General features: G+C 67.4%; 18 protein-coding genes and 1 pseudogene. 9 read left to right on the top strand and 10 right to left on the bottom strand.

Annotated elements, in window-relative coordinates:
* The first annotated feature begins 58 nt into the window (after positions 1–58).
* The 4 genes and pseudogenes from ACREE8_RS08125 to ACREE8_RS08110 all read left to right on the top strand — a co-directional run bounded on the left by ACREE8_RS08125 (position 59) and on the right by ACREE8_RS08110 (position 3357).
* On the top strand, positions 59–1012 hold the full coding sequence (locus ACREE8_RS08125) for a peptidylprolyl isomerase (protein WP_431572479.1): 954 nt from the start codon (positions 59–61) through the stop codon (positions 1010–1012).
* A gap of 160 nt (positions 1013–1172) precedes the next feature.
* Entirely contained in the window at positions 1173–2402 is a 1230-nt protein-coding gene (gene argJ / locus ACREE8_RS08120) for a bifunctional glutamate N-acetyltransferase/amino-acid acetyltransferase ArgJ (RefSeq protein ID WP_431572478.1), read from the top strand.
* Positions 2383–2835: pseudogene (locus ACREE8_RS08115) on the top strand (GNAT family N-acetyltransferase); the annotation flags it as partial. The gene argJ and the pseudogene ACREE8_RS08115, both read left to right, overlap by 20 nt.
* A gap of 81 nt (positions 2836–2916) precedes the next feature.
* A complete protein-coding gene (locus tag ACREE8_RS08110; RefSeq protein WP_431572486.1) occupies positions 2917–3357 on the top strand; it encodes a (deoxy)nucleoside triphosphate pyrophosphohydrolase in 441 nt (146 codons plus the stop codon).
* Here ACREE8_RS08110 and ACREE8_RS08105 read toward each other — a convergent pair.
* Positions 3354–4163, bottom strand: coding sequence for a ChbG/HpnK family deacetylase (locus tag ACREE8_RS08105; protein ID WP_431572477.1), 810 nt, complete (start codon positions 4161–4163; stop codon positions 3354–3356). The genes ACREE8_RS08110 and ACREE8_RS08105 overlap by 4 nt on opposite strands.
* Before the next feature lie 91 nt (positions 4164–4254).
* Here ACREE8_RS08105 and ACREE8_RS08100 point away from each other — a divergent pair, with 91 nt between their 5' ends.
* The gene (locus ACREE8_RS08100) at positions 4255–5310 is read left to right on the top strand and encodes a glycosyltransferase family 2 protein (protein ID WP_431572476.1); all 1056 of its coding nucleotides are present in this window, start codon (positions 4255–4257) and stop codon (positions 5308–5310) included.
* Here ACREE8_RS08100 and ACREE8_RS08095 read toward each other — a convergent pair.
* Positions 5274–6281: a methyltransferase domain-containing protein gene (locus tag ACREE8_RS08095; RefSeq protein WP_431572475.1), complete on the bottom strand. Its 1008-nt coding sequence runs from the start codon at positions 6279–6281 to the stop codon at positions 5274–5276. The genes ACREE8_RS08100 and ACREE8_RS08095 overlap by 37 nt on opposite strands.
* Here ACREE8_RS08095 and ACREE8_RS08090 point away from each other — a divergent pair.
* From ACREE8_RS08090 to ACREE8_RS08080, 3 genes are all read left to right on the top strand, one after another.
* Positions 6280–7044 carry a double zinc ribbon domain-containing protein gene (locus tag ACREE8_RS08090; protein ID WP_431572474.1) on the top strand — a complete coding sequence of 255 codons (765 nt, stop codon included), beginning with the start codon at positions 6280–6282 and terminating at the stop codon, positions 7042–7044. The genes ACREE8_RS08095 and ACREE8_RS08090 overlap by 2 nt on opposite strands.
* Positions 7045–7221: 177 nt before the next feature.
* The gene (gene grxC / locus ACREE8_RS08085) at positions 7222–7482 is read left to right on the top strand and encodes a glutaredoxin 3 (protein WP_431572473.1); all 261 of its coding nucleotides are present in this window, start codon (positions 7222–7224) and stop codon (positions 7480–7482) included.
* Complete coding sequence (locus tag ACREE8_RS08080; protein ID WP_431572472.1) at positions 7482–8339, top strand: carbon-nitrogen hydrolase family protein; 858 nt, start codon at positions 7482–7484, stop codon at positions 8337–8339. Before grxC ends, ACREE8_RS08080 begins: the two co-directional genes overlap by 1 nt.
* 97 nt (positions 8340–8436) lie before the next feature.
* On the opposite strand, the gene ACREE8_RS08075 is transcribed toward ACREE8_RS08080, so the two are convergent.
* From ACREE8_RS08075 to ACREE8_RS08065, 3 genes are all read right to left on the bottom strand, one after another.
* Positions 8437–9072, bottom strand: a complete 636-nt coding sequence (locus ACREE8_RS08075; protein WP_431572471.1) for a peroxiredoxin — start codon at positions 9070–9072, stop codon at positions 8437–8439.
* Between the two features lie 88 nt (positions 9073–9160).
* Positions 9161–9703 carry a class I SAM-dependent methyltransferase gene (locus tag ACREE8_RS08070; RefSeq protein ID WP_431572470.1) on the bottom strand — a complete coding sequence of 181 codons (543 nt, stop codon included), beginning with the start codon at positions 9701–9703 and terminating at the stop codon, positions 9161–9163.
* Complete coding sequence (locus tag ACREE8_RS08065) at positions 9690–11150, bottom strand: N-acyl-D-amino-acid deacylase family protein (RefSeq protein WP_431572469.1); 1461 nt, start codon at positions 11148–11150, stop codon at positions 9690–9692. Before ACREE8_RS08065 ends, ACREE8_RS08070 begins: the two co-directional genes overlap by 14 nt.
* A gap of 175 nt (positions 11151–11325) precedes the next feature.
* On the opposite strand from ACREE8_RS08065, the gene ACREE8_RS08060 reads away from it, so the two are divergent.
* Positions 11326–11793 (top strand): DUF1178 family protein, encoded by a 468-nt coding sequence (locus ACREE8_RS08060; RefSeq protein WP_431572468.1) that lies wholly within the window; start codon positions 11326–11328, stop codon positions 11791–11793.
* A 12-nt stretch (positions 11794–11805) separates the two neighbouring features.
* Here ACREE8_RS08060 and ACREE8_RS08055 read toward each other — a convergent pair whose 3' ends face one another.
* The 5 genes from ACREE8_RS08055 to ubiG form a co-directional block, all read right to left on the bottom strand.
* A complete protein-coding gene (locus ACREE8_RS08055) occupies positions 11806–13350 on the bottom strand; it encodes a sulfotransferase (protein WP_431572467.1) in 1545 nt (514 codons plus the stop codon).
* On the bottom strand, positions 13347–14774 hold the full coding sequence (locus tag ACREE8_RS08050) for a sulfotransferase domain-containing protein (protein ID WP_431572466.1): 1428 nt from the start codon (positions 14772–14774) through the stop codon (positions 13347–13349). Before ACREE8_RS08050 ends, ACREE8_RS08055 begins: the two co-directional genes overlap by 4 nt.
* Before the next feature lie 75 nt (positions 14775–14849).
* Entirely contained in the window at positions 14850–16295 is a 1446-nt protein-coding gene (locus ACREE8_RS08045; RefSeq protein ID WP_431572465.1) for a sulfotransferase, read from the bottom strand.
* On the bottom strand, positions 16292–17716 hold the full coding sequence (locus ACREE8_RS08040; RefSeq protein ID WP_431572464.1) for a sulfotransferase: 1425 nt from the start codon (positions 17714–17716) through the stop codon (positions 16292–16294). The genes ACREE8_RS08045 and ACREE8_RS08040 overlap by 4 nt, the downstream gene beginning before the upstream one ends.
* Positions 17717–17800: 84 nt before the next feature.
* Positions 17801–18613 (bottom strand): bifunctional 2-polyprenyl-6-hydroxyphenol methylase/3-demethylubiquinol 3-O-methyltransferase UbiG, encoded by an 813-nt coding sequence (gene ubiG, locus ACREE8_RS08035; protein WP_431572463.1) that lies wholly within the window; start codon positions 18611–18613, stop codon positions 17801–17803.
* Between the last annotated feature and the right edge of the window lie 46 nt (positions 18614–18659).

Raw genomic sequence — 18659 nt, 5'->3', positions numbered from 1 at the left:
GGCCTCGGGCCCAATCGTGACGGCTGCTGGCATCTCTTAAACCTTTCCAGAGCCATCGATGAACAAGCTGCTCATGGCCGGCGTCGCGGCCGTCCTCGTCTTCGCTACGCAACCGCTCCTGGCCGACGACGCCACCACCACGACGCCTGCCGCCGCACCTGCCGCACCCGCTGCCGACGCCGATCCGGTCGTCGCCATCGTCAATGGCACGCCCCTCCATCGCTCCGACGTGGTCGCTTCGGCCCGCGGCCTCCCCGAGCAGTATCAGCAGCAGATCGACCTGATCTTCCCGGCCCTGGTCGAGCGGCTGGTCGGGCTCGAGCTGCTGGCCCAGGCCGGCCGCGATGCGAACCTGGCCAACGACCCCGAAGTCCAGAAGATGATGAAGGTCTATGAGGGCCAGGCCATCCGTCAGGTTTATATGACCAACCTGATCCATGACGGGGTCACGGATGAGGAGGTCAAGAAGCGCTACGACGCCTATGTCGCAGCGAATCCGCCCAAGACCGAGATCCATGCCCGCCATATCCTGCTCAAGACCAAGGAAGAGGCCGTGGCGGTCATCGCCGAGCTCGACAAGGGTGCCAATTTCGCCGAGCTGGCCAAGACCAAGTCGACCGATCCGGCCGCGTCCAATGGCGGCGATCTGGGCTATTTCCTGCCCGAAGAGATGGTGAAGCCCTTCGCCGATGCCGCCCTGGCCCTGGAAAAGGGCAAATACACCGAAACTCCGGTCCAGACCGAGTTCGGCTGGCATGTGATCTTCCTCGAGGACAAGCGCGAGCGGAAGCCGCCGACCCTCGACGAGATGAAGCAGGAGCTGCAGAGCCAGATCGCCGAGGAGATCGTCGGCAAGAAGGTCGAGGCGCTGCGCGCGACGGCGAAAGTCGAGCTCTTCAATCCGGACGGCACGCCGCGGCCCGACACCCCGCCGGCCCCGGCCGATGGCGGGGCGGCGGCACCGGCGACCGACGGAACGACGGCACCGGCAACCACCGCGCCGGCTCAGTGACATCTCTTTGACGGGGCCGGGCAGGACTGCCCAGCCCCGCCCAAAGTTTGCTATGACGTGATCCCCGCTCCGGCTGAAGGCCGGGGCGGGGTTTTTCAAACCGGACGTGGGGCCCTCCGGATCGGCCCCTCGCCCTAGAACCGCCTTGAGGTCAGGACCCATGCTGGATCGCTCGCCGCTCGCGCCCGCCCAGACTCCCACCCTTCCGCCGATCGCCGGCGTCAGGCTGTCGGCGGCTGCCTGCGAGATCCGATATAAGGGCCGCAAGGATGCGACGCTGATCGAGTTCGCGCCCGGATCGACTGTGGCCGGCGTTTTCACCCGCTCGCTCGCCCCCAGCGCCCCGGTCGATCTCTGCCGCAAGCATCTCAAGGGCAAGACGGCACGCGCCATCCTGGTCAATTCCGGCAATGCCAACGCCTTCACCGGCAAGCTCGGCAAGGCCGCCTGCGACCGCTCGGCCAAGGCCGTCTCGGAGACGCTGGGCTGCAAGATCGGCGAGGTGTTCCTGGCCTCGACCGGCGTCATCGGCGAGCCGCTGCCGGTCGAGAAGCTGGTGGCGGGCCTCGATGGTCTTCATCGCGATCTGAGCGGCGGCGGTTGGGCCGATGCCGGGGCCGCGATCATGACCACCGACACCTTTCCCAAGCTCGCCACCCGCCAGGCCAAGATCGGCGGCGTCGCGGTCACGATCAACGGCATCGCCAAGGGCTCGGGCATGATCGCGCCCGACATGGCGACCATGCTGGCCTTCGTCGCGACCGACGCGAAGATCCCGGCGCCGGCCTTGCAGAAGCTGCTCAGCGCCGGCAATGAGCGCTCCTTCAACTGCGTCACGGTCGATGGCGACACCTCGACCAGCGATACGCTGCTGCTGGTCGCGACCGGACAGGCCAAGCATGCGCCGGTCAAGAGTGCGGCCGACGCCCATCTCAAGGCCTTCCGCGCGGCCCTCGACGATCTCCTGATCGATCTGGCGGTCCAGGTGGCGCGCGACGGCGAGGGGGCCACCCGCCTTATGACGATCGACGTCACCGGCGCGGTCTCGGACAAATCCGCCCATCGCATCGCGCTCGCCATCGGCAACTCGCCGCTGGTCAAGACCGCGGTCGCCGGTGCGGATGCCAATTGGGGCCGCATCGTGATGGCGGTCGGCAAGGCCGGCGAGAAGGCCGAGCGCGACAAGCTCAAGATCTCGATCGGCGGCACGACCGTCGCCGCCAAGGGGCAGCGCGTCGCCGGCTATGACGAGGCGCCGGTCGCCGCCCACATGAAGGGTCGCGAGATTGCGATCGCCGTCGATCTCGGGCTCGGCCGCGGCAAGGCCCGGGTCTGGAGCTGCGACCTGACCCACGGCTATATCGCGATCAATGGCGACTATCGGAGCTGACAGCGATTCCGGCTGTGCGGCGCCGCGGATCGAGACGCCGCGCCTGATCCTGCGCGCGGTCACGCTGGCCGACGCGCCCTGGATCGAGCGCTATGTCAGCGATTGGGACGTGGCGCGCCACACCGCGCGCATTCCCCATCCCTATCCGGCGGGCGGCGGCGTCGATTTCGTGCGCAGCCTCGATTCCAACGACGGCCCCACCTTCGCCATCGAACGGCGCGAGGACCGCGAGCCTGTGGGCCTGATCGGGCTCGAGCTCGAGGGACCGGGCGAGGCCGAGATCGGGTTTTGGATCGGCAAGCCCTTCTGGAGCCGCGGCTATGCCAGCGAGGCACTCAAGGCCGTCGTCGAGCATGCCTTTCGCAAGATCGGCCTCTCCTCCCTGATCGCGATGGCCGTCCCGGAGAACCGGGCCTCGATCCGCGTGCAGGAGAAGGCAGGCCTGACCTACACCGGCATGGCCGAGACCGACGCGCCGGCGCGCGGCGGCAAGCACAAGGTCGAGCGGCGCGCTATCGATACGGCAAATTGGGAACGGCATCGAGTCGAGGACGCGCCGCCGATTTTGCTGGTGGTTGCTGTCGCGCTCATTGATGCGGATGGCCGCGTGTTGCTGGCGCAGCGGCCGCCGGGCAAATCGATGGCGGGGCTATGGGAGTTTCCGGGCGGGAAGCTTCATGCGGGCGAAAGCCCGGAGGAGGCCCTGGTGCGCGAGCTGAAAGAGGAGCTCGGCATCGATACCAGCGAGAGCTGCCTGGCGCCGATCGCCTTCGCCTCGCATCGCTACGAGAAGTTCCATCTGCTGATGCCGCTCTATGTCTGCCGCGTCTGGAAGGGCACGCCCCACCCCCATGAGGGCCAGACGCTGGCCTGGGTGCGGCCGCAGAAGCTTGGCGACTATCCGATGCCGCCGGCCGATCTGCCCTTGATCCCGGTGCTGCAGGATCTGCTCTAGGCGCCGCGCTTGGCGGCGTACTCCGCCCGGTCGGCGAGATAGCCGGGCCCCGCCAGATAGGCGAACTCGCCGGCGCGCGTGGTGGTGACGCAATCGCGCGCCGCCAAGGTCTCGTCGGGGATTCCCGGGTGACACATGATCAGGCTCCCGGGCGGTGCCACCGCCAGCCAGCGGCGGAACAGCGCGCGATAGGATTCGCTTGGGCTGAAGCTGCGCACACCGAGGAAGCCGCGGTTGAGGGCCTGATCGCCGGCTTCCGCCGCCAGCCGCCGTCCCATCCAGCCGAGCATGGTGGCCTTGCCCTGCTGGGGCAGCGCACCCTTCGCGATACCCACGGGCAGCTCGATCATGCGCACGGGCACGTTGTGGCGGCGGGCCAGGGTGAGCACCACGTCGCGCACGATCGGCAGGACCTGCACATGCTTGTGGCCGTCGATGAAATCGGGCTTGCGCCCGAGCGCCGTCGCGAGCCGGTCGAACTGCCGCTCAAGCTCGGCCGCGATCTCCCGGCCATCGACCTGGCGCGCATAGGCGCGCATCAGAAGGCGGGCCATGGAAGGAAGTCGGCCGCTTCGTGAAAATTTCTTCATCGGGCCGAGCGGCCGGTAATCGGTCAGGGTGAAATGCAGGCCGATCCGGCAGGCGCCCCCTGCAGCGAGGAGGGCCGCGATCTCGCTGTCGAAATCGTCGAAAACGGTCATGACGCTGGTGGCATCGAGACGCCGGTCGGCGACCAGCTCGCGGATCGCACGATCGACGCCGGGCGCCAGACCGTAATCGTCGGCGCAAACCAGGGGAGAAGACATTAATCGCATTTTATGATGCCGGACACTTTCTCGCCGCAGTCTCGACACACCATCAGCCCACCTGTGATTGCGAAGGCGTGCAGGCGGGGCGATGAACAAGAACGATCCTATCAATTTGGCGGTTGTCGTGCCCTTCTTCAATGAAGGGCCGGGTGCGGCGGCATTTCTCGATCGGCTGCGCCAAGCGCTGGCGGTGGTCGAGCGCAGCGGCGCCATCGCGCCCGATTGGCGCGTGATTTGCATCAATGACGGCAGCAGCGACGATACGCTGCCGGCACTGCTGCAGGCGCGCCGCCTCGAGCCGCGCATCGCGGTGATCGATCTCTCGCGGAACTTCGGCAAGGAATATGCGCTGACCGCCGGCCTCGATCATGCCGATGCCGACGCGGTGGTGGTGATGGATGGCGACGGCCAGCATCCGCCCGAGATGATGGGCGCGATGATCGCGGCCTGGCAGGACGGCAACGACGTCGTCTACATGGTGCGCGAGGCGCGCGACGTGCGCGGCCTCCACCGGTTCCTGCGCAATCTCTTCTACCGCCTCTTCTCGCTGGCCTCGCGGACCAAGCTGCCGCCGGAGGCGGGCGACTTCCGGCTGATGGACCGCCATGTAATCGCGGCGATCCGGCAATTGCCGGAGCGCACCCGTTTCCTGAAAGGGATCTACAGTTGGGTCGGATTCCGCCAGACCGGGCTCAGCTACCGCGAAGATGCGCGCATGCAGGGCCAGAGCCATTGGCGGCTGTCGCGGCTTCTCGGCTTCGCGATGGATGCCTTCACCGCTTTCTCGACCCTGCCCTTGCGGATCTGGAGCTGGATCGGCGCCGCGGTCGCGGGCCTCAGCCTGCTCTATGGCGCCTGGCGCGTGGTGCGCGCGGTCTTCTGGGGCATCGACGTGCCGGGCTTCGAGACCATCGTGGTCTCGATCACCTTCCTCGGCGGCATGCAGCTGCTGTCGCTGGGCGTGCTCGGCAGCTATATCGGCCGCATCTTCGAGGAGGTCAAAGCGCGTCCGCTCTATATCGTGCGGCGCTGCTACGGGCTCTCGGAGGAATTGCCGGAGGCCGCCAACGAGACGGGTCCGCGGGCCGTCTGGGACGGTCCCGCCCGTCAGTCTTCGCCGGTGCTCTTCAAGGGCCGTTCCTGAGTCCCCAGCGCCTCCGCCAGGCGCGCCTTGGCGCTTCCCGGCCGCAATGGCTTCTGCTGCGAGTCATGCGGCGCCCAGCCGGCGAGAAACAAAATCCGGAACGTCGCCTTGATCCTGCCCCCGGCGTCGGCGTGACGCCCGGCATAGAGCTCGGCCGCGCGCAGCAGGCTGCGCTGGGAGAGGGCGCCGCCTGAAACCAGCGTCGAGGCTTCGCCCATGCCGCGCAGATCCGCCAGCAGGCGGAAGGGATCGGCATAGGTGACGGTGATGATCTCGTGATCGGCGACCGGGAGTGCGAAGCCCGCGCGCTGCAGCAGGCCCGCCGCATCGCGCAGCTCGGGCAGGGGCGCCACGCGGGGGCGGGCGCCGCCGCTCATTTCCGATTCCGCCTCGGCCAGCGCATCGCGCAGCTCGACCAGGGTTCCCGCGCCGAACATCGCCGCCAGGAACAGGCCGTCCGGTTTCAGCGCGTGACGGATCTGCAGCAGCGCGCCTGGCAGGTCGTTGACCCAATGCAGCGACAGATTGCTCATCACCAGATCGAGGCTTCGGCTCGCGAAGGGCAGGATCTCCTCGTCGGCCACCAGGGCGAGCCCGCCCTCGGGTGCCGCCCGCCGCAGCATCGCCATCGAAAGGTCGCTCTGCACCAGCCGGTCGACCTTGCCCGTCGGCGCCAGCGCCCGGCCGAGCTCGCCGCCATGGCAGCCCAGATCGAGCGCCAGCTCGAATCGGCGGGCGAAGTCGCTTACCCGTTCGGCCAGCCGCTCGGCCACGTCCTTGAACAGGAAATCATGCTTGGCCCATCCCGGCGCGGCGCGGTCGCGATGCAGGCGCAGGCGACGCCGGTCGAAGGGGGCGACGGTCGGATCCATGATGCCGGGGATCATGGCCCGGCCCGTCGCTCCCGGAAAGGGATCTTCGCCCGCGACCGATTGACAGGAAAGCGAGGCCGGACGAAGAGTCGGGGCCATGGTCGATGCCGCCTCCCTGACGATGCGCGCGGTGGCCCTGGGCCGCTCCGCGCTCGATGCCTTGCTGCCGCCGCGCTGCCTCGTCTGCGGCGCCTCGGTCGGCACCGCGGGCGCGCTCTGCGCCGGCTGCTGGGCGCGCATGACCGTGCTGGGGCCGCCCTGCTGCAGCGGCTGCGGCTACCCGTTCGACTATGGCCAGGCCGAGACCGAGGGCGAGACGCTCTGCGGGGCTTGCCTGCGCGAGCGTCCGGCCTATGCGCGGGCGCGCGCCGTGCTGCGCTATGACGATGCCAGCCGCGGTCTCATCATCGCTTTCAAACATGCCGACCGCACCGATGCGGCGCCGGCGCTGGGACGATGGCTCGCCAATGCCGGGGCCGAGCTGCTGCAGGATGCCGATCTCGTCGCGCCGGTGCCGCTGCATCGCTGGCGCCTGTTCCGCCGCCGCTACAACCAGGCGGCCTTGCTGGCGAGCCATGTGGCGCGTGCCTCGGGCAAGCCGCATTGCGCCGATCTCCTGACCCGCAAGCGCGCGACGCCGTCGCAAGGACGAATGGGCGCCACCCAGCGGCGGGAGAATGTGGCCGGCGCCTTCATGGTGACGGAACGCCACCGGGCCCGGCTCGAGGGCCGCCGCGTCCTCCTGATCGACGATGTGCTGACCACCGGGGCCACGGCCGGCGCCTGCGCCCGGGTTCTTCTGGCCGGGGGCGCGGAATCGGTCGATCTCCTGACCCTGGCCCGCGTCGTCCGGCCGGTATGACGCCCCGCCAGGGCAGCCATACCAAGCGGAACTTATTCTAACCATTATGAAATCTTGCGTGCATAGGCATTCCTTAAGGGGCCTAGATGACAAATAGGGGTGGTCATGCCACTTTCTCATCGAGGCCCTTGGGTCGGCCGGTCGGGTTGATAAGGCGGACCCTATGACGAGGACGAAATGCCCAAAGTCGAGGTCTACACGTCACAGTTCTGCGGTTACTGCCACCGCGCCAAGAAGCTCCTGGCGGATCGCGGCATCGCCTTCACGGAAATCGATGTCGGCGCCGACCATATCCAGCGCGAGACGATGGTGAAGCGCTCCGGCGGCCGGCGCACGGTGCCGCAGATTTTCGTCGGCGAGCGCCATATCGGCGGGTGCGACGATCTCTATGCGCTCGACCGGAAGGGCGGCCTGATGCCGCTGGTGAGCGCCGCCTGATGGCGGCTCCCTTCAAAGTCGGCCTGGTGCAGATGACGGCGGCGCGCGACGCCGAGCCGAACATCCGCATGGCGCGCGACCTCGTGCGACAAGCGAAAGCACAAGGTGCGGACTTCATCCTCACGCCGGAGAACACCGGCATGATGGAACCGAACAAGCCGGTCCTGCTGCAGAAAGCGAAACCCGAGGCGGAGCATCCGCTGCTGCCGGCCTTCGCCGAACTGGCGAAAGAGACCGGCGCCTGGCTCTTGCTGGGCTCGATCGCCGTCAAGCTCGATGCCACGAGCTGCGCCAATCGATCCTTCCTGTTCGATCCCCAGGGTCGCGTCGCGGCGCGCTACGACAAGATCCATATGTTCGACGTCGATCTCAAGGCCGGCGAGAGCTATCGCGAATCCGCGACCTTCCGGCCCGGCCGCGAGGCCGTCGTCGCCGATCTGCCCTGGGGCCGGCTCGGCCTCACCATCTGTTACGATCTGCGTTTCGCCTATCTCTATCGTGCGCTGGCGAAGGGCGGGGCGAGCTTCATCACGGTGCCGGCCGCCTTCACGCGGCCGACCGGCGAGGCGCATTGGCATGTGCTGTTGCGGGCGCGCGCGATCGAGACCGGCGCCTTCATCTTCGCGCCGGCCCAGTGCGGCGAGCATGCGGAGGGCCGCAAGACCTTCGGCCATTCCCTGATCGTCTCGCCCTGGGGCGAGGTCCTGGCCGATGGCGGGCTCGAGCCCGGCGTCGTGACGGCGATGATCGATCCGGCCAAGGTCGAGGAAGCGCGCGGCATGATCCCGGCGCTGCGCCATGACCGCGAGTTCAGCGGACCTGCGACAGCCACGGTCTTGCGTGCCGCCGGCGAATAACGCGAAGCTTCGACAGGCAATAAAGGAAACGGCGGCTACCCTCGCGGGCGCCGCCGTTTTTCATGCTGCTTGCCGGGCGCAGCGCCCGGCATCTCGATCAGCGATTGGGCTGCGGCGTGACGCGCAAATAGGGCTTCAGCGCCTTCCAGCCTTTCGGGAACAGCTTCTTCGCATCCTCGTCCGAGAGCGAGGGAACGATGATGCAGTCCTGGCCGTCCTTCCAGTTCACCGGGGTGGCGACCTTGTGGTTCGCGGTGAGCTGCAGGGAATCGATCACGCGCAGGATCTCATCGAAATTGCGCCCCGTGCTGGCCGGATAGGTGATGGTGAGCTTCACCTTCTTGTCGGGCCCGATCACGAACACCGAACGCACCGTCAGCGTGTCGTTGGCGTTGGGATGGATCATGCCATAGAGGTTCGACACCTTCTTGTCGGCATCGCCGAGCAGGGGGAAGTTGAGCGCGGCCCCCTGCGTGTCCTGGATGTCTTGCGCCCATTTGCGATGGTCGGTGACGGGATCGACGCTGAGGCCGATCACCTTCACATTGCGCTTCTCGAATTCCGGCTTGAGCTTCGCCACGGCGCCCAGCTCGGTGGTGCAGACCGGGGTGAAGTCCTTCGGATGCGAGAACAACACGGCCCATTTGTCGCCGATCCAGTCGTGGAACTTGATCGTGCCTTCGGTCGATTCCTGAACGAAGTCGGGGGCGATATCGCCAAGTTGAACTGCCATGTCTTGAGTCTCCTCTCGTTTCTTCGTGGGCCTCGTGCCTGAGCGTTCCGGCGGGGATTATAGGCGGGGTTGCGCCAGGAGCCAGAGCTTATGCCGCGGCCGATGACAGTGAATTTACGGCCACGATCCGTTGAAAACAGGCCGGATAAGGCATGGCTTGTTCCATATCCTCATAGGCGAGAACACGGAATCGGCCGCGTGTGAGGTCCAGGAGCTCGCCCCGCTGCAACAGAAATTCGGGATTTTGTGGCCGGCCGAACCGCTCATTGCCGGCGGCGAAGGTCTCGTAGATCAGCAGGCCGCCGGTCGCGACCGCAGCGAGAAGCGACGGGAAAAGCGGGCGGTGCAGATAGTTGGTGACGACGACTGCGGCGAAGCGCCGCCCGCCCAGGGGCCAGGGCGCGCCCGTCTCGAGATCGGCGGCGATCGCTTCGAACACGGGATAGGGCAGCAGATCGGCCACGCCGGCGAGATCGATGTCGACCGCGGTCACGGCACGCCCGGCTTTCAGGAAAAACCGACTGTGGCGGCCCTTGCCGCAGGCGAGATCGAGGATCGGGCCCGGCGGGATCAGCGGCGCGAAACGCTGGACCCAAGGCGAAGCCGGTTCGCGCGCGTCAGGCGCGGCCATGGCGCAGCACGCGGCCCGGGCGGACTCCCGTCGATCGGCCTTGCTCCCAGACCGCTTCGCCGGCGACCAGCACCGCGTCGATGCCGGCGGCGGGCTGCGTCGGATCGTCGTAAGTGGCGCGATCGATGATGGTGCCGGCGTCGAAGACCACCAGATCGGCGGCGAACCCGACTTCGATCCGGCCGCGGCCTTCGAGCCCGAAGCGCTCGGCCGAGAGGCTCGTCATCTTGCGGACCGCTTCCTCGAGCGTGAAGAGCCCGACCTCGCGCGCATAATGGCCGAGCACGCGCGGAAAGGTGCCCCAGAGCCGCGGATGAACTTTGCGGCCGAAGGGCAACCCGTCCGATCCGATCATCGCGTTCGGATGCGCCAGGATGCGTCTCACGTCGCCCTCATCGAGGACGAAATAGATGGCGCCGCCCGGCAGCAGGCGCAGTGCCGCTCCCTGCCGGTCGACCTGCATCTCGCGCGCAATGTCGTCGAGGTCGCGGCCGCCCGCCTGCGGGATCGCATCCGACCAGGTGATGAGCACGCGTTCGGCGTCCGCGACGAAGTCGGGCATGATCGTGGTCGATCCGGCGATATAGGGATAGACATCGAGGCCGACCGGCTGGTTAGCCGCGGCGCGGTCATAGCGCGCCAGGGTGCGCGCCGCATGGCCGTGATTCTTCTTCCCGTCGCCCTGGTGATGCGACAGCACGACGGCGGCCTTCACCCGCCGTCCGATCTCGAAGGCTTCTTCCATGGCGCCGTCGATATCGTCGACATAGTCGCGGGTGTGGGTGACATAGAGACCGCCATGCGCCGACAGGGTTTCGGCGACGGCGACGATCTCGTCCGTGCTGGCGGCGCTGTTGGTCGGATATTCGAGACCGGTGGAGAAGCCGATGGCGCCGGCGCCGAGGCATTCGTCGAGCACGCGGCTCATCTGCGCGCATTCCGCCGGCGTCGCCGCGCGCTCGAGATCGGCCATCGCGCCCATGCGCAAGGTCGAATGGCCGACCAGCGCCGCGATATGGGTGGCGGCCGGCGCGCGATCCAGCGCCTCGAAATAGCGCGCCATGGTGGGATAGCGATAGATCTCGTCGTTCCCCAACAGCCGGAATTCCTGCGGCAGGATCTCGCGCGGCGTGAGCGGCGCCAGACTGAAGCCGCAATTGCCGATCACCACGCTGGTGACGCCCTGGCTCACTTTCGGCGCCATATCGGGCTCGACCAGCAGGAGACCGTCGTCATGGGTGTGAACGTCGATGAAGCCCGGTGCGACAATGCGACCCGTCGCATCTCTCTCGACCGATCCCGCCGTCCGGCCGAGATCGCCGATGGCGGTGATGCGGCCATTGTCGATCGCCAGATCGGCCCGATAGCGCGGCTTGCCGGTGCCGTCGATGACGGTGCCGCCGCGCAAGACCAGATCCGCTCTCGCCGGGGCACCGGCTGCTGCCATCGCCCGCTCTCCTTGACATGGGGTTCGTCAACCCATCCTGCGCGACCCCGGACCGGTCTGCAATCCGCCCCGCAAATCAATCGGTTGCGGAGCAGGGGTCTTGCCGCTAGCGTCTTGGCAACCCATTTTACGGTACCGTGACAGCCTGCGGCCCAATCCATCGATCGATAGACGTATGATCCTGTTCGAACTCAGATGCCAAAAAGACCACCATTTCGAAGGGTGGTTTCGCGACGGTAAGGGTTTCGAGACCCAGACCAAGGCCGGGAAGCTCGTCTGTCCGGTCTGCGGCAATCGTCGCATCGAGAAGGCCTTGATGGCGCCGCGCATTGGCAAGGGCGCCCGCACCAAATCCGCCAAGCCTGAAACCGCGAACCTGCCGGTTCCGTCTCCGGCGCCCGCGCCGCCCGCGCAGCAGGCGGAGATGAAGGCCGTGCAGATGTTGCGCGAGATGCGCAAGCAGATCGAAGCGAATTGCGACTATGTCGGGCCGGGCTTCGCGGAAGAGGCGCGCAAGATCCATTATGGCGAAGCCGAAGCGCGCGGCATCTATGGCGAGACCAGCGCCGAGGAAGCCGAGGCGCTGGACGAGGAAGGCATCGAGTTTGCCCGCGTCCCCTGGGTTCCGCGCCAGGACAGCTAGTCCGTCGCCGGGTCAGACCGGCTCCAGCTCTTTCTTCGATTTTCCCCTCGCCTTCGGCGCCGGCTTCTTGCCCGCGGCGGGCCTTGGGCCGCCCTGCAGGATGATCTTCGCGCGCGGGCGGCCGCGCTTGCGCGCCATGATCTGGCGGGGAATGAGGCGGAACAGGCTCTGCTGTCCGTCGAAGGCCCATTTCGGTGCCGGCTGGAATCCGGCGGCGATGAACATGCGCATCAGCTCGTTGCGCCGGTAGCCGTTCTTCCAGCCGAGCGAGACGCGGTCGACGTTGGGTGTGTCGTCGGTCGCGTAATAGCTGACGAACACCGGGACGTTGTAGGCGCGCAAGCCATTCAGGAACCCCGGCAGGTCCTCGACATATTCGAGCACGCCCAGGGCCGCGACATGGGTTGCTTCGCCGCCGGGCGGCAGCTCGCCGCGATAGATGTCGCTGACCACGAAGAGCGGCGCGCGCACCGCGACGTCGGCCGGCAGATGGCTTGAGGATTTCGCCAGCATCTTGCGCATGGCGGCGGTGCCGCAGCCGAGATCGAGCAGCACGGCGCCTGGCTTCAGATTGAGCGCCACGATGGTGCGCGCGCGGCGCCGGCCGAAGACGGGCTCGAGCTGCTTGGGTCCGCGCCAGTTCCAGACCTCGGTCTCCTTGAACTTGATCGGATTGATGCCGGGATCCGGCCCGATGCAGAAATCGTGGCGCCGGATACGGAACTGAGGCGCGGGCACCTCATAGCCGAAGGCCAGCGAATATTCGGGGAACATCCGCCAGATCCGATCGGCCATGGTCCGCATCGGACCTTCCGGCTCCTCGTCATAGCGATCGAGCGCCTTCGTGGTGATCTCCTTGCCGTGCTTCGCAAGCTCCCAGCCCGAGCGGGTCTCGCGCTCGATCACCAGATTGAGCCGTTCCTCGCCCAGCCGGTCGAGGCCGCAATAGGCGGCCAGCCGGTCGCGTGCCGCGGGCGCCGCCACGAGATCCTCATAGCGCAGCACCATATGCGGCACCGCACGCATCGCCATCATCTCCTGAACGCTGTAGGCGATGCGCGAGAAGATCCAAGCTTCGTCGCGCATCCGCTTGCTGTCGGTGAAGACCAGTCCCATGCGATTGACCAGCTCGAGCGCGGAGATCGTCACCGCGCGCAGATCGCGCCCGCAGAGCACAAGCCGCTTGGGCGGATAGATGCGCAACAGCCGCTGCCAGCCGAAGAGATCGACGCATTTCACGCCCCAGAGCTCGAGCGGCTTCAGTTGCGGCAGGATCACCTGGTCGAAATATTCGATGTTCGACTTGTACTCGTCCTCGCGCGGCGGCAAGGGCGGTGCGTCGAGACCGAACTCGCGATAGAGCCGGTGGAGCTTCAACTGCAGCGGCCCGTCCCAGAGCGCCATCAGATTGGGCTCGCTGATCACCAGCGACCGGCCCCGCAAGGTCAGGAGATCGCAGACCAGCGTGGTGCCGGAACGCATCAGCCCCATCACCGCCACGCCCATCGGCGTGCCGCGGTTGGGGACCTTGATGGCGATGCCTTTCTCGGCGCTCATGCCGCGTCCTCGGTTTCCGCGCGCGCCTTGCGCGCCGGCACCGGCACGGGGCGCAGCTTCAACATGCTCTGTCGGCCGTCGAAGGCCCAGCTGGCGGTGACGCGAAAGCCGACGGTGGCGAGGCCGCGCTGGAGCTGATTGCGGCTCAGATGGCTGCGCCAGCCGAGCGCCACGCGGTCGATATCGGCCGTGTCGTCGGTGGCGTGATAGCTCAGCAGCACCGGGAGGCCGTAGCCGCGCAGGTTCTTGAGGAAGCGTCCCGGATTCTCGACCTGCTCCAGGATCTCGAGCGCGAGCACGAAGGTCGCGGGTCCCTTCGGCGGCAGCTTGCCCTGCAGCAGGTCGGCGGCCTTGGTCTGGGGCGTGCGCTCCGTGACATCGGCCAGGATCAGCCGGCCGCCTTTGGGCAGCTCGGTGATCATGGAACTGAGGCCGCCGCTGAGATCGAGCACGACGGCGCCCTGGGGGATGTTCATCGAGGCCAGTTGGCGGGCGCGGCGGCGCGCGAAGCTGGGCTCGAGCTGCTTGGGCCCGCGCCAGTTCCATTCCTCGCCCTTCATGTAGGGGACGGGATTGCGGCCAGGACGGGCCGGGGCAGAGAAATCGTGCCCCTGGATCCGTACCTTGGGCTCGGCCACCTCGTAATCGAAGGCGACCGAATATTCGCCGAGCAGGCGCCAGACCCGCTCGGCGAGATTGCGCACGGGGCCTGGCGGCTCGCGCTCGAAACGGCCCAGGGCCTTCTTGGTGACGCCACTGCCATGCTTGCGCGATTCCCAGGACTGCCGGCTGTCGCGTTCGATTGTCAGGTTGAGCCGCTCCGTGCCCAGCTCGTCCAGGCCGACATATTCCGCCAGCCGCTCCCGGACCTTCGGATCCTCGACCAGGTCCTCGTAGCGCAGGACGAAATGCGGCAGTTTCCGCAGCGCCAGGAGCTCGTGCACGCTGTGCGCCAGCCGGGTCAGGATCCAGGCTTCGTCGCGCATATGGGCGCCGCCCGGAAAGCCCAGCTTCATCCGCTCGGCCAGCTCGATCGAGGAGACCGCGACCTCCCGCAGATCGCGCACGCACAAGATCAGCTTGCGGGGCTGATAGCGTTGGAAGAGCTCCCGCCAGCCGAACAGGTCGACATATTTCACGCCCCAGAAATCCAATCCCTGGAGCTCGGGCAGGATCGCGCGGTCGAAATAGCCGAAGATGCGGGCCGGCGGCTTCTCCGTCGGCGGTGGCGGCGCCTCGATCCCGAACTCCGTCACCAGGCGATGGACCGCTTGGGAAAGGGCCGGGTGCCAGGCGCCCAGCAGATTGGGCTCACTCAAGACCAGCGAGCGGCCGCGCACGGTCAGAAGGTCGGCGACGAGCGTGGTACCGCTGCGCATCGGCCCCATCACGGCGACGCCCATGCTGCGTTTCTTTTCCGCCATTCCCCTTAAGCCTCGACTCGGGACAGCCCGCCATGGCGGGACCGATGCCCTCTTCCGACAGCCACCCCGGTCCTGTCAATCGACCCCGGAAGGCGGCGATGATTCCGGCTTGTCGACAGATATCGGCCGGAGATGAAAAAAGCTTTGCGGCCCGTCGGCGTTCCAGCGGGTCCGAACCGCGAAGCCGGCCTTCCGGAAAGCGGCGAGCAGGGCGTCCCGGCTCAGATGGTTGACCCAGCCCAGCGCCGCGCGATCGACCCCCTCGGTGTCGTCGGTCGCATGATAGGTCGCGACGATGGGCAGATCATAGCGCCGGAGACGGCGCAGCAGCCTCGGCAGGTCGGGATCGAGGAACTCCAGCACATGAAGCGCCAGGAGCAGGGTCGCGTCCGGCACCTTGGGAAACTGGCCCAGATGGAGCGGTGCCATCCGATAGCGCTGCCCGCGCTTCGCCATATCGACAGGAACATGGCGCCGGCCCTTGGGCAGCATCACCGACAGGGCCGGCGTGCCGCAGGCGAGGTCGATGGCCACGGCACCCTCCGGAATGCGGCCGGCCAGGGCGAGGCGCGCATGGCGAAGCTGGAAGCTGGGCTCGAGCCGGGTCGGCCCCGGCCAGAGGCCGCTTTCGCTCTTGGGATAGTCGACCGGATTGGCCTCAATGCCGGGCTGGCGCTGGAACTCGTGGCCGCGGATCCAGGTCTCCGGCGGCGGCGTCTCGAAGCCGAAGGTCTCCGAATATTCCGGCAGCAGCCGCCAGACCCGTTCCGCCAGCGCCCTGACCGGTCCCGGCGGCTCGCTGGCATAGCGGCCGACCGATTGATCCGAGACCGTGCCGCCATGCTTGTTCAATTCCCACTGCCGGCTGAAGCGGCCGGCGGCGAGATTCTCCCGCGTGCCCGCCACGCTTTCGAGGCCCGCATAGTCGACCATACGCTGGCGCAATTCCGGATCCCGGACCACGTCTTCGTAGCGCGCCAGCAGATGCGGCCGCTGCCGCAAGGCCATCAGCTCATGCACATTGTAGGCGATATTGGCCAGTATCCAGGCCTCGTCGCGCATATAGCGCCGGCCATAGAAGGCGAGATGCAGATGGCCGATGCGATCGATCGCGGAGATCACCACGTCGCGCAGGTCGCGCACGGTCAGGATCATGCGGCGGGGCGGATAGCGCTCGAAGGTCTGGCGCCAATCGGTCAGGTCCACATATTTCACGCCCCACAGCGGCAGCTTCGCGAGCTGGGGCAGCAACACCGTGTCGAAGTAGTTCTGATAGCGCGGCCAGCGCTCCGGGGCCGCCAGCTCAGGCCCCGGATCGAGGCCGTTATTGAGGGCGAGCTGGTGGATGCGCTCGACCGTGTTCGGGCTCCACATGCCCAGGATGTTCGGCTCGCTCAGGATCAGGCTGCGGCCGCGCTGGCTCAGCATGTCCGTGATCAGCGTCGATCCGGTCCGCATCAAGCCCATGATCGCGATCGCCATGCCGGCCGGCGGATCGGTCCCGTCCTTCGTCACGGTCATCGGGCCGGTGCCTTCTTCGCCGCGGCGGGCTTCGAGCCCGTCGACGGCGTCAGATGGAACAGGCTCTGGCGGCCGTCGAACGCCCAATGGGCCTTGTAGCGGAAACCCGCAGCGGCGAAGGCGGCTTCGAGCTCGGCACGGGTCAGGTGATTGACCCAGCCGAACTGGCGGCGGTCGAGCGCTCCGGTGTCGTCGGCGGCGTGATAGCTGAGCGCCACGGGCCGGCCGGTCTGCGCCAGCCGGGTCAGCAGCGCCATGGGGTCGTCGACATATTCCATCATGCCGAGGACCGCAATCAGATCCGCCGATCCGATCGGCGGGAGCTCGCCCTGATGCAGCGCCGAGAGCAGGAAGCCCGGCGCGCGGGCGACGCTGTCGCCATGCGTCAGGGGCGTCTTGGCCGGCAGGAGGCTGGCGAGGCAGGGCGCGCCGGTGCCCAGATCGAGCACGCGGGTTCCCGCGGGAATGACCTTGGCCACGGCGATGCGCGCGCGCCGCTGGGCGAAGCTGGGTTCGAACTGGCGCGGCCCCTCCCAGATCCAGGATTCGGTATCGAGATAGTCGATGGGGACGGCGCCGGCGCGGCGCGCCAGCGCGAAATCGTGATCCTGCAGGCTTGGATCGGCCGGCGGCGTCTCATAGCCGAAGGTCCGCGAATACTCCGGCAGGAGACGCCAGAGGCGTTCGGCGAGCGCTCGTGCGGGGCCCGGCGGCTCGCTGGCGAAGCGCCCGACCGACGCCGTTCCGATGCCGCCCTGATGCTTCTCGATCTCCCAGGCGCGGCGCATCTCCGCCGCCTTGATGTTGAGCCGCTCCTCCTGCAGCCGATCGAGGCCGACATAGTCGGCGATGCGCTTGCGGGCATCCGGATCAGAGGCCAGATCCTCGTAGCGAACCAGCAGATGCGGCCGTTTCTGCATCTCCATCAATTGCTGCACGCTATAGGCCAGCCCGGACAGGACCCAGGCCTCGTCGCGCATGACCCCGCTGCCGCTGCCGCGAAAGGTGATGCCGAGGCGACAGATCCGGTCGAGCCCCGAGAGCACCGTGTCGCGCAGATCGCGCACGCACAGGATCAGCCGCTGCGGCGGATAGTTCTTGAACAGGAAACGCCAGCCGCTGAAATCGACATTCTTGATGCCCCAGAGCGGCAGCTTGCCCATCGCGGGCAGCATGACCTCGTCGAAATAGCGCTGATAGTCGGCGCCGTAGGCGTCGGATTCGGGCAGGTCTTCGGGGATATCGAGCCCGACCATACGCGACAGGCGATGGACCCGCGCCGTGGTGGCCCGGCTCCATTGCTTGTAGATCTCGGGCTCGCTGATGACGATCGAGCGGCCGGGAATGGTCAGCAGATCCGACACCAGCGTGGTGCCGCTGCGCGCAAGCCCGAACACCATCACGCCCATGGGCGCGCGCATGCGTGCCGATATCGTTTTCGGTGCCTGCAAAAATTCCCCCGTTGGCGCCCGTCCCACCGGCCGCCTTTCGCCCTTGTCCCGGCGTCAGCGCGTCGCTTCCGCCAGGGCCATGTAGTTCACCCCAAGATCGCGCGATAAACTCCAATGGTCGGTTAACGGATTATAGACCACCCCCTCCAGCGCCAGGACCTGGCCGCCGGCGCGCGCGATCAGGTGCGCCAGCTCCGAGGGTCGCAGGAATCGTTTCCAGTCATGGGTGCCGCGCGGCAGCCAGCGCAACAGATATTCGGCGCCGACGATGGCGAGCGCATAGCTCTTCGCGGTGCGGTTGAGCGTGGCGACGATCATCATGCCGCCTGGCTTGAGCAGCCCGACCGAGGCCGCCAGGAAGCCCTCGACATCGGCCACATGCTCGATCACCTCCATATTGAGGACGATGTCGAACCGCCGTTCGCCGCTCGCGGCCAGGGTCTCCACGGTCTGGCAGCGATAATCGATGGCGAGGCCCATGCGCTGGGCGTGCAGGCCTGCGATGGCGATGTTCCGGTGCGAGGCGTCGATGCCGACGACTCTCGTCCCCATCCGCGCCATCGGCTCCGCGAGCAGGCCGCCGCCGCAGCCGATATCGAGGAGATCGAGGCCTTCCAGCGGGGCCAGCGACTTGGCATCGCGGCCGAAACGCCGGCAGGCCTGGTCGCGGATATAGGCGAGGCGGACCGGATTGAGGCGATGCAGCGGCCGGAACTTGCCGCTCGGGTCCCACCAGGCCTCCGCCATGGCTTCGAACTTGGCGATCTCGGCCGGATCGACGCTGGCCCCCTCGGCCGGGGCCTGTGGCTCCGGGGCCCCGGAAGCCGGGCCTGGGTCGCCGGAATGGCTGCTGGGCGAAAGGCTCATGGCGACGCAAACTCCCTTGGCAAAAGGCAAAAACAACGGCCGGCCC

It is taken from the genome of Hypericibacter sp. (assembly GCF_050729195.1).
Taxonomy (GTDB): Bacteria; Pseudomonadota; Alphaproteobacteria; order Dongiales; family Dongiaceae; genus Hypericibacter.
This window is presented reverse-complemented; position numbering and strand designations above follow the sequence as displayed.

What these genes read in the sequence shown, in the direction of transcription:
- ACREE8_RS08045 (WP_431572465.1), bottom strand. Translation starts at nt 16,295, where the DNA reads ATGACCGTGACGAAGGACGGGACCGATCCGCCGGCCGGCATGGCGATC.
- ACREE8_RS08055 (WP_431572467.1), bottom strand. Translation starts at nt 13,350, where the DNA reads ATGAGCGCCGAGAAAGGCATCGCCATCAAGGTCCCCAACCGCGGCACG.
- ACREE8_RS08050 (WP_431572466.1), bottom strand. Translation starts at nt 14,774, where the DNA reads ATGGCGGAAAAGAAACGCAGCATGGGCGTCGCCGTGATGGGGCCGATG.
- ACREE8_RS08095 (WP_431572475.1), bottom strand. Translation starts at nt 6,281, where the DNA reads ATGGCCCCGACTCTTCGTCCGGCCTCGCTTTCCTGTCAATCGGTCGCG.
- ACREE8_RS08075 (WP_431572471.1), bottom strand. Translation starts at nt 9,072, where the DNA reads ATGGCAGTTCAACTTGGCGATATCGCCCCCGACTTCGTTCAGGAATCG.
- grxC (WP_431572473.1), top strand. Translation starts at nt 7,222, where the DNA reads ATGCCCAAAGTCGAGGTCTACACGTCACAGTTCTGCGGTTACTGCCAC.
- ACREE8_RS08080 (WP_431572472.1), top strand. Translation starts at nt 7,482, where the DNA reads ATGGCGGCTCCCTTCAAAGTCGGCCTGGTGCAGATGACGGCGGCGCGC.
- ACREE8_RS08040 (WP_431572464.1), bottom strand. Translation starts at nt 17,716, where the DNA reads ATGCGCGCGCCCATGGGCGTGATGGTGTTCGGGCTTGCGCGCAGCGGC.
- ACREE8_RS08125 (WP_431572479.1), top strand. Translation starts at nt 59, where the DNA reads ATGAACAAGCTGCTCATGGCCGGCGTCGCGGCCGTCCTCGTCTTCGCT.
- ACREE8_RS08065 (WP_431572469.1), bottom strand. Translation starts at nt 11,150, where the DNA reads ATGGCAGCAGCCGGTGCCCCGGCGAGAGCGGATCTGGTCTTGCGCGGC.
- argJ (WP_431572478.1), top strand. Translation starts at nt 1,173, where the DNA reads ATGCTGGATCGCTCGCCGCTCGCGCCCGCCCAGACTCCCACCCTTCCG.
- ACREE8_RS08060 (WP_431572468.1), top strand. Translation starts at nt 11,326, where the DNA reads ATGATCCTGTTCGAACTCAGATGCCAAAAAGACCACCATTTCGAAGGG.
- ACREE8_RS08070 (WP_431572470.1), bottom strand. Translation starts at nt 9,703, where the DNA reads ATGGCCGCGCCTGACGCGCGCGAACCGGCTTCGCCTTGGGTCCAGCGT.
- ACREE8_RS08105 (WP_431572477.1), bottom strand. Translation starts at nt 4,163, where the DNA reads ATGTCTTCTCCCCTGGTTTGCGCCGACGATTACGGTCTGGCGCCCGGC.
- ubiG (WP_431572463.1), bottom strand. Translation starts at nt 18,613, where the DNA reads ATGAGCCTTTCGCCCAGCAGCCATTCCGGCGACCCAGGCCCGGCTTCC.
- ACREE8_RS08100 (WP_431572476.1), top strand. Translation starts at nt 4,255, where the DNA reads ATGAACAAGAACGATCCTATCAATTTGGCGGTTGTCGTGCCCTTCTTC.
- ACREE8_RS08090 (WP_431572474.1), top strand. Translation starts at nt 6,280, where the DNA reads ATGGTCGATGCCGCCTCCCTGACGATGCGCGCGGTGGCCCTGGGCCGC.